The sequence below is a fragment of the Microbacterium sp. BH-3-3-3 genome (assembly GCF_007679045.1).
GTDB classification, from domain to species: Bacteria; Actinomycetota; Actinomycetes; order Actinomycetales; family Microbacteriaceae; genus Microbacterium; species Microbacterium algihabitans.
The window spans coordinates 1,622,432-1,634,031 of sequence record NZ_VEFS01000001.1 but is presented as its reverse complement, the minus strand read 5'-3'; the positions used below and the strand labels follow the sequence as shown (position 1 = coordinate 1,634,031).

The window sequence follows — 11,600 nt, the reverse complement described above, 5'->3', positions numbered from 1 at the left end:
GCTCCGCCGCGAAAGCGGCGTGAAACGGGCGATCAGGCTCCGCGCAGGCGCTCCGAGAGGTAGCCGTGCAGCGCGTCGAGGCCGATGCGCTCCTGGCCCATGGTGTCGCGGTCGCGCACCGTCACGGCGTTGTCGTCGAGCGAGTCGAAGTCGACGGTGACGCAGTAGGGCGTGCCGATCTCGTCCTGACGACGGTAGCGGCGGCCGATCGCACCGGCATCGTCGAAGTCGATGTTCCAGCCGGCCGCGCGCAGCGTGTCGGCGACCTCGCGGGCCAGCGGCGACAGGCGCTCGTTGCGCGAGAGCGGCAGCACGGCGACCTTGACGGGAGCGAGGCGCGGGTCGAGCTTGAGCACCGTGCGGGTGTCGGTGCCGCCCTTGGCGTTGGGCACCTCTTCTTCGCGATACGCGTCGACGAGGAAGGCCATCATCGCGCGGGTCAGACCGAACGAGGGCTCGATGACGTAGGGCGTGTACTTCTCGCCCGAGGCCTGGTCGAAGAACGTGAGCGACTGGCCCGAGGCCTCGGAGTGGCTCTTCAGGTCGTAGTCGGTGCGGTTGGCGACACCCATGAGCTCGCCCCACTCCTTACCCGGGAAGCCGAAGCGGTACTCGACGTCGATCGTGCCGGCGGAGTAGTGCGCGCGGTCATCTTCGGGCACGTCGAAACGCTTCATGTTCTCGGGGTCGATGCCGAGCTCGATGAACCAGTTCCAGCACGCCTCGACCCAGTGCTCGAACCACTCGTTCGCCTCGGCCGGCGGGGTGAAGTACTCGATCTCCATCTGCTCGAACTCGCGCGTGCGGAAGATGAAGTTTCCGGGGGTGATCTCGTTGCGGAAGGCCTTACCGACCTGGCCGACGCCGAACGGGGGCTTGCGACGCGACGCCGTGAGCACGTTCGAGAAGTTCACGAAGATGCCCTGCGCGGTCTCGGGGCGCAGGAAGTACAGGCCCGACTCGTCGTCGACGACGCCGAGGTAGGTCTTCACCAGGCCCGAGAACGACTTGGGCTCGGTGTACTGGCCCTTGGTGCCGCAGTTGGGGCAGGGCACGTCGGCGAGGCCGTTCTCGGCCTTGCGTCCCTTGCGGGCCTCGAAGTCCTCGATGAGGGTGTCGGCGCGGAAGCGCTTGTGGCAGTGCAGGCACTCCACGAGCGGGTCGGTGAAGGTCGCGACGTGACCCGAGGCCTCCCACACCCGCTTGGGGAGGATGATGCTCGAGTCGAGGCCGACCATGTCGCCACGGCCGCGCACGAAGGTCTGCCACCACTGTCGGCGGATGTTCTCTTTGAGCTCGGTGCCGAGGGGGCCGTAGTCCCATGCGGAGCGCGAACCGCCGTAGATCTCACCGGCCTGGAAGACGAATCCGCGATGGCGGGCGAGGGCGATGACCTTGTCGAGGCGGGACTGTTCGGCCACGGTGGCTCCAATGGTCGGAAAAGGTGTGGGGATCGAGCGCGAGAGCGCAGGCACCAGTTTATCGAAGCGGCCCGCGCCCGCCTGGTCGCCCGCCGGGCGTCACCGCGTGATCCGCTCGCGGCGCACGGTGAACGCCTCCAGCGCGGCCTCGTCGATCTCGACACCGAGCCCCGCACCGGTCGGTACGCGCACGTGTCCGTCGTCGATCACCGCGGGCTCGGTCACGATGTCGCGGGTGTAGAAGCGGGCGGATGCCGAGATGTCGCCCGGCAGCGTGAATCCGGGCAGGGCCGCGAGGGCGGCGTTGGCGGCGCGGCCGATGCCGGTCTCGAGCATGCCGCCGCACCACACGGGGACGCCCGCAGCGAGCGCGCGGTCGTGGATCGCGACGGCCTCGAGGTACCCGCCCACCCGACCGGCCTTGATGTTGATGATCGCGGCGGAGCCGAGGGCCAGGGCGTCGGCGGCGGCCTTGTCGCTCACGATCGACTCGTCGAGGCAGACGGGCGTCGACAGGCGCTTCGCGAGGGTCGCGTGATCGACCAGGTCGTCTTCCTGCAGGGGTTGCTCGATGAGCAGCAGGTCGAAGCGGTCCAGTTCGGCGAGGGTGTCGGCATCCGCCAGCGTGTAGGCGGAGTTGGCGTCGACCTGCAGCGGGATGCCGCCGAAGGCCGCGCGCACGGCGGCCGTGTCGTCGATGTCGCGACCGGGCTTGATCTTGATCTTGATGCGCACGTAACCCTCGTCGAGGTAGCCGCTGACGGCCTCGACGAGAGCCTGCGGGTCACTCTGGATGCCGACCGAGACGCCCGAGGGCACCCGATCCTTCTCGGCACCGACGTACTCGCTGAAGCTGCGGTTCTCGGCGCGCAGGGCCGCGTCGATCACCGCGAGCTCGAGACCGGCCTTGGCCATGCGGTGGCCGACGACGTGGTGCAGCGCTCCGGCGACCTCCTCGGGCGCCACGGTCCGACGCTCCAGCAGCGCCGGGGCGAGGAATCGGGTGAGCACGTCCCACGCGCCTTGCGTGTACTCGCTGGAGTACGACGGTTCGGACTGCGTCACCACTTCTCCCCAGCCGCGGCCGTCGGGCGTCTCGGCGGTCACGACGATCACCTCGCGCACCGTCTCGGTGCCGAACGAGGTGGTGAAGGGCGACACGAGCGGCATGTGCAGCACGCGCAGTTCCACGGCATCGAGGGTCACGGGCGCGGCGGGGCGGATCAGCGGCATGACGGCAGGCTAGCGCCCGTCTGGGAGGAGGGTGCGGCGTGCACAACTCCGGAGAATCGGGGCCGCACGCTCGTGGACGGCGGAGAACGGGGACGGAATCGGGGCCATTTCCGGAGTTGTGCACGCGAGACGGGCAGCCGCGACCGTAACGCCCCGCTCCAGCCGTGGCAAGGCTGCGGGCCAGCGGGGGGCGCGCGCGTAGCGTCGCCCTCATGAGCGCCGACTTCACCCCCCGCCACGCGATCGTCACCGGCTCCGACTCCGGCATCGGCGCGGCCACCGCCCTCGCCCTCGCCTCCGCCGGCATCGACGTCGCCGTCACCTACCACTCCGACAAGGACGGCGCCGAAGAGACCGCCGCCGCCGTGCGCGAGCGCGGCGCGAAGGCGATCGTCGCGCAGTTCGACGCGACCGATTTCGACGCGGTCCCGGATGCCGTGAATGCCATGGCCGACGAACTCGGCGGCCTCGACGTGTTCGTCAACAACGCCGGAGGCGGCATCGGAGGAAGCTTCCTCGACCTCGACTTCGACACCTGGCGCACCGACATCTCTCTCAACCTCGACGGCGCGTTCCTCGCCCTGCACACCGCGGCCCGCCGCATGGTAACCGCGGGCAACGGCGGACGCCTCATCGTCGTGTCGAGCGTGCACGAGCACCAGCCGCGCGTCGGATCGGCCCCCTACGTCGCCGCCAAGCACGGCGTCGGCGGCCTCATCAAGGCGATGGCCCTCGAGCTCGGCCAGTACGGCATCACCGCGAACGCCGTCGCCCCGGGCGAGATCGCGACCCCCATCAACGACATGTCGGCCGAAGACGCCGAGCGCACCCACCGCCCCGGCATCCCGCTGGGTCGCCCCGGGAAGCCCGAGGAGGTCGCCGACGTCATCCGCTTCCTCGCGTCGCGCGAGAGCGCTTACGTCACGGGGGCCAGCTGGGTCGTCGACGGCGGAATGCTGCACATGGGCCCGCAGGCGGGCTCGCACATGGAGTCGGACGCGTGGCGTTCGGCCGGCGAGAAGGAGTGACCACCGTGAGCGATGAGAAGAGCTTCGAAGAGAACCGTCACGACCAGTTGACGAGCGCGCCCAAGGCGACCGAAGAAGACGCCGCGCCGCGCTTCGACGTCAGCGAGCACGACGGCGTCACCCGCATCGACGTGCGCGACGACGCCGCGGTGCGCCCGGGGCCGGGCCAGGGCGACCCCGCAGCCGAGAAGGACACCCCCATCTCGGAGCAGTGACCCCCGCGGCTCGATAGCCTTCTCGCGAAGGTCCCGCGAGTCGAGGAGGAGTCGTGGACGCAGACGTCATCGTCGTCGGGGCAGGGCTCGCGGGTCTCGTCGCGTGCGCCGAGCTCGTGCGCGCCGGCAAGAAGGTCGTGCTCCTCGATCAGGAGAACAGCGCCAACCTGGGCGGGCAGGCGTTCTGGTCGTTCGGCGGCATCTTCCTCGTCGACACCCCCATGCAGCGTCGGCTCGGCGTCAAGGACTCTCTCGACCTCGCGTGGCAGGACTGGCAGGGCTCGGCCGGCTGGGACCGCCTCGACGGCGATCACCCCGAAGACGAGTGGGCCGAGAAGTGGGGCCGCGCTTTCGTCGAGTTCGCTGCCGGCGAGGCCCGCCCGTGGCTGCAGGAGCAAGGTGTGAGGTTCACCCCCGTCGTCGGGTGGGCCGAGCGCGGCGCCGGATCGGCCGGCGGACACGGCAACTCGGTCCCCCGCTTCCACGTGCCCTGGGGCACCGGCACCGGCATCTCCGAGCCGTTCGCCGACCGGGCGCGCGAGGCGGCGGACGTCCGCGGGCTGACGCTGCGCTTCCGGCACCGCGTCGACCGGCTGGAGTTCACCGACGGTCGTGTGACCGGCGTCTCAGGAGCCGTGCTCGCCCCCGACGAGGCCCCGCGGGGCGTCTCGTCGTCGCGCGATGAGGTCGGCTCCTTCACCCTCCAGGCCCAGGCCGTGGTGATCGCCACGGGTGGCATCGGCGGCGATCACGACCGAGTGCGCCGCTGGTGGCCCGAGCGACTGGGCACTCCGCCGAAGAAGATGGTCACCGGCGTCCCCGCGCACGTCGACGGGCGCATGCTCGACATCGCCGCCGAGCAGGGCGTGCGCCTGGTGAACCGCGACCGCATGTGGCACTACACCGAGGGGCTGCAGAACTGGGATCCCGTGTGGCCGGGGCACGGCATCCGGATCCTCCCCGGCCCCTCGTCGATGTGGCTCGACGCGCGCGGACGACGCCTGCCCGCGCCGGGGCTGCCGGGCTACGACACCCTCGGCACGCTGAAGATCCTGCGCACGACCCCCGACATCGCCGACTACGACTATTCGTGGTTCGTGCTCGACCAGACGATCGTGAAGAAGGAGTTCGCCCTCTCGGGCTCGGAGCAGAACCCCGACATCACGGACCGCGACCTCGGCCTGCTGCTGCGCACGCGCCTGGGCCGCTCCGCCCCCGGCCCCGTGGAAGCCTTCAAGGAGCACGGCGCCGACTTCGTGGTCGCCGACGACCTCGCCGAACTCGTGCGCGGAATGAACGCGCTGAGCGGAGACGACCTGCTCGACGAAGACGGCATCCGGGCCCAGATCGTCGCGCGCGACAACGAGCTCGTGAACCCGTACTCGAAGGACGCCCAGACCATCGGCATCCGCAACAGCCGCCGCTTCCTCGGCGACCGAATCTTCCGCACGGCCACCCCGCACGCCCTGCTCGACCCGAAGCACGGGCCGCTCATCGCGGTGCGCCTGTGGATCGTGACGCGCAAGACGCTCGGCGGCATCCAGACCGACCTGCAGGGCAGGGCGCTGGATGCCGAAGGGCAGCCGATCGAGGGGCTCTACGCCGCGGGCGAGGCGGCGGGCTTCGGCGGCGGCGGCGCGCACGGCTACAACGCGCTCGAGGGGACCTTCCTCGGGCAGTGCATCTTCACCGGCCGGACCGTCGGGCGGGCGCTCGCCGCCGCGCTCTGAGCGTCAGCGGACGATGAGGTAGCCGCGTCGGTCGAAGCCGCCGATACGGAGTCCGGATGCCAGGTGCTCGCGCATCTCGTCGCGCACGCGCACGCGCCACTCGGCCCCGGCCGCGGGGTCGCTCGCACGCAGGGCCTCGATGTCGTCGGGCACGGCGACGACCGCGGCGACCTCGGCATCGGCCGGCGTCGGTACGGGCGGCTCAGCCAGCGCCCACGACACCAGGAGCCGGTCGGACTCGTCGCCGCGGTTGACCGCGTCGTCCATCTCGCCGTACTGGTTGACGAGGTAGTCGGTGACGCGCGCGCCGAGCACGGCGAGGTTGAAGTGGGCGTTGCGGCCGACCAGGGGGTCGAAGGTCCACGTGACGTGGCCCACCCCGCGCTGAAGCGCCCAGTCGCGCTGGTGGATCTTGAGCTGGCGTCCGAGACCACGGCCCTGGTACGCCGGCAGCACGCCGGTGATGTGCGAGTGCATCGACCGCGCGGAGGGCGGGCCGAAGAACGCCGCCGAGGCGCCGACCATGCGCTCGCCGTCGTACAGGCCGACGACGTAGTTTCCCGCGTGCTCGAGCGCGCGCAGGATGTTCGCCGGCATCGTGCCCTTCTCGCCCCAGACCCGGTCGAGAACCCCGGCGGCCTCGTGGATCGCGTCGACGGTGTCGAGGGTGCGGATGTCGATCTCGCTCATGCCCTCGAGTCTCGCACCGCGGCGTCGCACCGTCGGTGAGGCGTCAGCGCGGCAGCGTGCCCGCGACGTGGCGGATGGTGCGCCCGCGCTCGACGACGATCGCGATGCCGCCGATGAGCCACAGCGGCACCTGCGTCAGGAAGGCGATGCGGAAGGCGTCGAGCGAATAGGTGTCGGGGCTGCCCGCCCCCTGCACGTCCATCGCGATGCCGATGAACAGGATCGCCAGCAGGGCGGCGAGGAACCCGCCGCCGTTGACGATGCCGGTCGCGGTGCTGAGGCGGTGGCTGGGGGTGAACGTGCGCGCGTGATCGAACGCGATCATCGACGCCGGTCCCCCGGTCGACAGCGCGAACATCAGCACCACCAGCAGCCACACCGGCGCGGGGCCCGGCCACACGATCACGACGATCCACATGACCGCCTGGAACACCACGGTCGGCAGCACGAGCCAGCGCGAACGGCGGGTCGGATGCCGACTCGACAGCGCCCCGATCACGGGGCCGCTCAGAATGCTGAAGAGCACGAGCGAGGTCATCACGAGCGAGGCGGTGCCCGGAGACAGACCCTCGCCGGCGGTGAGGAAGGGGAAGCCCCACAGCAGCATGAACGCCGTACCCGCGAAGGGCGCGGCGAAGTGCGACCAGAAGCCGAGGCGCGTGCCGGGGTGCGCCCACGACTCGCGGAAACCGCGTCGCAGGTCGGGCGCCGACCGCACCACGCGCACGGCGCCGGTCTGCGTGTCGACGGAGGTGTCGACCGGATCGGATCGACGTTCGGGCGGACGGTTGCGGATCACGAGGAAGGTCAGGATCGCGAACAGCACGCCGAGTCCCGCGACGCTGCCGAACGTGACGCTCCAGCTCGTGGCGTGCAGCAGGGCCGCGAGCGGGACGACCGCGACGATCTGGCCGAGCTGGCCGATGATGCCCGTCAGCTGCACGAGCACCGGCGCGCGCTGGGCCGGGAACCACGTGGCGATCACGCGCAGCACGCTCGGGAAGATCGCGGCATCGCCCGCGCCGATCAGCACACGGGCCAGGATGCCGATGCCCACGGCATCCGCGAACGCCATGACGAGCTGGCCGAGCGCCATCAGCACCATGCCGATCGCGATCATGGGGCGAGCGCCGAACCGGTCGAGCAGCAGGCCCACGGGGATCTGCATCGCGCCGTAGACGAAGAGCTGGATGACGGCGAACATCGACAACGCCGAGGCGTCCGCGCCGAAGCGCACGGCGGCATCCACTCCGACCGCCGACAGCGAGGTGCGGTTGATGATCGACACGACGTAGGCGAGCACGCCGACGCCCCACAGCGTCCAGGTGCGCCACCCCGGACGGTCGAGGTGGAGGGCGCTTGTCACGTCTTCAAGGCTATCCCCGGTCACCGACATCGGCGGGCGGGGTGGCGTGGGGGCGCGTCAGGACAGGACGGCCGACATCTCGCGACGGACCCTCTCGAGATGATCCCGCAAGGGCGCGCCCGTGTCGTCGGCCGCCCATTGCTCGAGGGCCGTCTGCAGCAGTTCCACCGCGACCCCCGCGAGCACCCGAGCATGACGGGGCTCGACACCGCGAGCGCGATAGCCCTCGACCAGGGCCGCCCGCAGGTCGGCCTGCTTCTGCAGATCGCGTTCGCGCAGGGCGGGCTCCGACTCGATGAGCCCGCGGGCGGCCACGATCTCGTGCCGACGCGGTTCGAAGCGGTCGGCGGCGAGGGAGAGGAACCCCTCCCAGGCGATCGCGAACGGCGGCATGTCGGCGGGCGCGGCGGCGAGCATCTCCGCGGCGAGCCGGGGGATCTCGTCGTCGCCGAAGAACACTTCGCGCTTGTCGCCGAAGTGGCGGAAGAACGTCCTGCGCGTGACCCCGACGCGTTCGACGATGTCGGGCACGGTGGTCGCGTCGAAGCCGCGTTCGGCGAAGAGTTGCATCGCCGCCGTGCGCAGGCGCTCTCGCGTGTCAGGTGCCCATCTGGCCATGCCGAGATTCTATGCGACGACACCCAGTGTCATCGGGTCTAGAGTGAAGACACTCCGTGTCATCACGTGAAAGGCCCCCCATGACATCGCACGCCGCCGCCCTGCTCTCCGCACCCCGTGCCGCGCTGACCCCCGGCACGCTCGACACCCCCGCGCCCGCCGACGACGAAGTGCTCGTGCGCGTGCGCGCGGTGGCGGTCAACCCCGTCGACTGGGTCGTCCAGGGCACCAGCCGCATCACCTACCGATGGCTGCGCACCCCCGCCGTGCTCGGCTCCGACGTCGCGGGCGAGGTGGTGGCGGTCGGCGCCGCCGTCACGCGCTTCCGTGTGTGTCAGCGCGTCTTGGGGCTCGCGACCGGCACCGACCGGGGCCGCGATCCCCTCCGCGAGGGAGCGTTCCAGGAGTACACGACCCTGCTCGAGCGCCTCACCGCCCCCACACCCGACAGCCTCTCCGACGAGGAGGCCGCCGTCTTCCCGCTGGGCCTGTCCACGGCGGCGTGCGCACTGTTCCAATCCCCACACCTCGGACTCCGGATGCCGGGTGACCCGGCGCCCGGCACCGCTCGAGGCGTCGTCGTGATCTGGGGCGGCTCCACGAGCGTGGGCATGAACGCCATCCAACTGGCCCGCGCCGCCGGCTACGACGTCGTGACCACGGCATCCGCCCGCAATGCGGCCACCGTGCGCGACCTCGGAGCAGATGCCGTCGTCGACCACCGTTCGCCCTCCGCCGTGGCGGAGCTCGTCGCGGCGGTCGGCGGACGCCCCGTGGTCGGCGCGGTGGCCCTCGGGGCCGGTTCGACCGACGCGTGCATCGACGTCCTCGCCCGCACCGGCGGAGACCGGCTGGCCATGGCGAGCACGCCGATCGCGCTGGACGCGCTGGTCGGCCGCCGCCGCCTGTTCCCCGCGATGCTGCCAGTCTTCGCGCGCATCGGGCTCGGCACGCTGCGCTCGACGCTGCACGCCCGCCGTCGCGGCATCCGCGCGAACTTCGTCTGGGGCAGCAGCCTGCGCGACGACGAGATGGGACCGCGCCTCTGGGGCGAGGTCGTCCCGCGCATGCTCGCCGAGGGCGCGCTGCGCCCCGCGCCCGCCCCGCTCGTCGTCGGCGACGGCCTCGACGCCGTACAGGGCGCCCTCGACCGCCAGCGCGCGGGCGTCTCGGCGCAGAAGATCGTCGTGCGCCTCTGATTCCGGCCGGAGTCGGGCGTTGGCGGGGCGGCAGAAGTGGCCCCGGCGCGACAGACATGGCCCCGGGGCCACGAACGACGCCCCGCAACGGCGCCGCGCGTGGTCGGCGACGCCACCCGCGCACGGAATAATGGTCCGATGGTCTCCGCGAGCCCCCACCTGCAGCCCGATCACGCCTGTCTCATCGTGCACGGCAGTGACACCCCCGGCATCATCGCCGCGGTCTCGGCGCTGATCGCGCGCCAGGGCGGCAACATCGTCGCCTTCGACCAGTACTCCGACGACCCGCGCGGCGGCGCGTACTTCCAGCGCGTGGTGTTCCACCGCCCCGACCTGTCGGCCGCGTTCCCCGAGATCGAAGCCGACCTGGCGAGCACCCTCGGCGACGGGTTCGAGCTCGAGTGGACGCTCACCGACCTCTCGACGCCCAAGCGCATGGCGATCCTCGCCTCGAAGCAGGACCACTGCCTGCTCGATCTGCTGTGGCGTCACCGTCGGGGCGACCTCCCCGTCAGCATCCCGATGGTCGTGTCGAACCACACCACCGCGGCGGAAGACGTGCGCTCGTTCGGCGTGCCCTTCTTCCACGTGCCGTCGACGCCGGGGCCCGACAAGTCGGCATCCGAGGCCCGAATCCTCGAGCTGCTGGTTGGCAACGTCGACTTCATCGTGCTCGCGCGCTACATGCAGATCCTCTCGCCGGAGTTCCTCGACAAGATCGGGGTGCCGGTGATCAACATCCACCACTCGTTCCTGCCGGCCTTCATCGGCGCCGAGCCCTACAAGAAGGCGAAGCAGCGCGGCGTGAAGCTCATCGGGGCGACCTCGCACTACGTCACGAGCGACCTCGACGAGGGTCCGATCATCGAGCAGGACACCGTGCGCGTGACCCACGCCGACTCCTCGGCCGAACTCGCCCGTCGCGGTGCCGACGTCGAGCGCCAGGTGCTCTCGCGCGCCGTGCTCTGGCACGCCGAAGACCGCGTGATCCGCCACGGCAACCACACGATCGTCTTCTAGATCCCGGATGCCGGGACCCCGGCGGATCCGCGCGGCTCGACGCCGGCGCGGGCCGGTCATGCGCCCTCCGCACCGCGAGACTGCATCTCGCTGACATCCGCGTTGCAGGCTGCAACGGTTTCGTCAGCGAGATGCAGTCTCGGCGCCGGAGAGGGCCACGGGGCGACCCCTCACGTGCGCGTGATCACTCCGGGTCGGTCGCCCGACTGAGCGGGCCGGTACCGCCGCGCGGCGGCTGCTTGCGCTGATCCGACAGCTCGCCGCCCTGGCGGCCGCCGTAGGGGCGTCCGTGGTCGGCGAACTCCGCGCGGAAGTACGCCAGGCGCCAGTCGCCCAGCTCGATGCGCGCGCCGGTGCGCAGGATGCGACCTCCGCGGTCGCGGCCGGGGCCCTGCTCGCGCGCTCCCCCACCGCCGACCTGGTCGAAGCCGTAGAGCACGTACTCGTCGTCGCCCTCGTGCCGGATCTCGGCGTGCAGGGGCGCGAGCCCCGGCAGCTGCAGATCGACGTCGCTGCCCGAGCCGATGGTCGTCTTCGTCGGCAGCAGGTCGAACTCGCGCGGACGCGAGCCGTCCCAGGTCGAATCGCCCACCGCGAAGATGAGGCGCGGTCGCCCCGAGCCGGGCGTGTAGTGCGTCGTGGTGATGCGTCGACGCACCGTGCGGTTGATCGTGGGAACGAGCGGCAGCGGGGTCTCGGGCGGGATCGGGAAGGTCAGCGCCTGGCCCTTGTTGCGCCGGGTCATCAGCGGCGCCACTGCCGAGACCGACCCGAGCCGGATGTGCTTCGAGCCCGTGATGGCCCGCTGCAGCGGATTGCTCTTGACCTCGCCGAGCTGCAGGATCGGGCCGTCGGGCCCCTCCAGCTGCACGGAGATGCCGCGGGATGCCAGCGCGTCGGCCACCGTCGACAGCTCGGCGAGCGTGCGTCGGCCGTTGCCGGGAAGACGCGAGGGATCGCTCACGACGATGCGGATCTCGCTCCCCGCGGCCGTGATCGTCCCCTCGAACGGCGGGATGTCGGCATCCGCCCCCTGCTCGGACTCGGAGAAGGCGAGGTCGATGTCGAGGCGCACCATGA

General features: G+C 71.2%; 11 protein-coding genes. 5 read left to right on the top strand and 6 right to left on the bottom strand.

What is annotated here, in order from left to right; genetic code table 11:
* Positions 1 to 32: 32 nt before the first annotated feature.
* Together FS769_RS07670 and menC are read right to left on the bottom strand one after the other, a co-directional pair.
* A complete protein-coding gene (locus FS769_RS07670; RefSeq protein WP_144831573.1) occupies positions 33 to 1,421 on the bottom strand; it encodes a glycine--tRNA ligase in 1,389 nt (462 codons plus the stop codon).
* Between the two features lie 99 nt (positions 1,422 to 1,520).
* Complete coding sequence (gene menC, locus FS769_RS07665; protein WP_144831570.1) at positions 1,521 to 2,654, bottom strand: o-succinylbenzoate synthase; 1,134 nt, start codon at positions 2,652 to 2,654, stop codon at positions 1,521 to 1,523.
* A 212-nt stretch (positions 2,655 to 2,866) separates the two neighbouring features.
* On the opposite strand from menC, the gene FS769_RS07660 reads away from it, so the two are divergent.
* Genes FS769_RS07660 through FS769_RS07650 form a run of 3 tightly spaced genes read left to right on the top strand, consistent with a single transcriptional unit; the run spans position 2,867 to position 5,627 of the window.
* A complete protein-coding gene (locus FS769_RS07660; protein ID WP_144831567.1) occupies positions 2,867 to 3,682 on the top strand; it encodes an SDR family oxidoreductase in 816 nt (271 codons plus the stop codon).
* Between the two features lie 5 nt (positions 3,683 to 3,687).
* Positions 3,688 to 3,897, top strand: a complete 210-nt coding sequence (locus tag FS769_RS07655; RefSeq protein ID WP_144831564.1) for a multidrug transporter — start codon at positions 3,688 to 3,690, stop codon at positions 3,895 to 3,897.
* Positions 3,898 to 3,950: 53 nt separating this feature from the next.
* A complete protein-coding gene (locus tag FS769_RS07650) occupies positions 3,951 to 5,627 on the top strand; it encodes an FAD-binding dehydrogenase (RefSeq protein WP_144831561.1) in 1,677 nt (558 codons plus the stop codon).
* A 3-nt stretch (positions 5,628 to 5,630) separates the two neighbouring features.
* On the opposite strand, the gene FS769_RS07645 is transcribed toward FS769_RS07650, so the two are convergent.
* The 3 genes from FS769_RS07645 to FS769_RS07635 are packed head-to-tail and all read right to left on the bottom strand — an operon-like array spanning position 5,631 to position 8,301.
* Positions 5,631 to 6,317 (bottom strand): GNAT family N-acetyltransferase, encoded by a 687-nt coding sequence (locus FS769_RS07645; protein ID WP_144831558.1) that lies wholly within the window; start codon positions 6,315 to 6,317, stop codon positions 5,631 to 5,633.
* Positions 6,318 to 6,360: 43 nt separating this feature from the next.
* Entirely contained in the window at positions 6,361 to 7,683 is a 1,323-nt protein-coding gene (locus tag FS769_RS07640) for a nitrate/nitrite transporter (protein ID WP_230703820.1), read from the bottom strand.
* 57 nt (positions 7,684 to 7,740) lie between these two features.
* Positions 7,741 to 8,301, bottom strand: a complete 561-nt coding sequence (locus tag FS769_RS07635) for a TetR family transcriptional regulator (protein ID WP_144831551.1) — start codon at positions 8,299 to 8,301, stop codon at positions 7,741 to 7,743.
* An 80-nt stretch (positions 8,302 to 8,381) separates the two neighbouring features.
* Here FS769_RS07635 and FS769_RS07630 point away from each other — a divergent pair, with 80 nt between their 5' ends.
* Both FS769_RS07630 and purU read left to right on the top strand, forming a co-directional pair.
* Positions 8,382 to 9,500: a zinc-binding alcohol dehydrogenase family protein gene (locus FS769_RS07630; protein WP_144831549.1), complete on the top strand. Its 1,119-nt coding sequence runs from the start codon at positions 8,382 to 8,384 to the stop codon at positions 9,498 to 9,500.
* Between the two features lie 138 nt (positions 9,501 to 9,638).
* Positions 9,639 to 10,520: a formyltetrahydrofolate deformylase gene (gene purU, locus FS769_RS07625; protein WP_144831546.1), complete on the top strand. Its 882-nt coding sequence runs from the start codon at positions 9,639 to 9,641 to the stop codon at positions 10,518 to 10,520.
* A 184-nt stretch (positions 10,521 to 10,704) separates the two neighbouring features.
* Here purU and FS769_RS07620 read toward each other — a convergent pair whose 3' ends face one another.
* Positions 10,705 to 11,598 carry an FHA domain-containing protein gene (locus FS769_RS07620; RefSeq protein WP_260979716.1) on the bottom strand — a complete coding sequence of 298 codons (894 nt, stop codon included), beginning with the start codon at positions 11,596 to 11,598 and terminating at the stop codon, positions 10,705 to 10,707.
* Positions 11,599 to 11,600: the final 2 nt, after the last annotated feature.

Bases quoted from the DNA above. Each gene is read 5' to 3' on its own strand.
- menC (WP_144831570.1), bottom strand. From the start codon at position 2,654: ATGCCGCTGATCCGCCCCGCCGCGCCCGTGACCCTCGATGCCGTGGAA.
- FS769_RS07660 (WP_144831567.1), top strand. From the start codon at position 2,867: ATGAGCGCCGACTTCACCCCCCGCCACGCGATCGTCACCGGCTCCGAC.
- FS769_RS07645 (WP_144831558.1), bottom strand. From the start codon at position 6,317: ATGAGCGAGATCGACATCCGCACCCTCGACACCGTCGACGCGATCCAC.
- FS769_RS07635 (WP_144831551.1), bottom strand. From the start codon at position 8,301: ATGGCCAGATGGGCACCTGACACGCGAGAGCGCCTGCGCACGGCGGCG.
- FS769_RS07630 (WP_144831549.1), top strand. From the start codon at position 8,382: ATGACATCGCACGCCGCCGCCCTGCTCTCCGCACCCCGTGCCGCGCTG.
- purU (WP_144831546.1), top strand. From the start codon at position 9,639: ATGGTCTCCGCGAGCCCCCACCTGCAGCCCGATCACGCCTGTCTCATC.
- FS769_RS07620 (WP_260979716.1), bottom strand. From the start codon at position 11,598: ATGGTGCGCCTCGACATCGACCTCGCCTTCTCCGAGTCCGAGCAGGGG.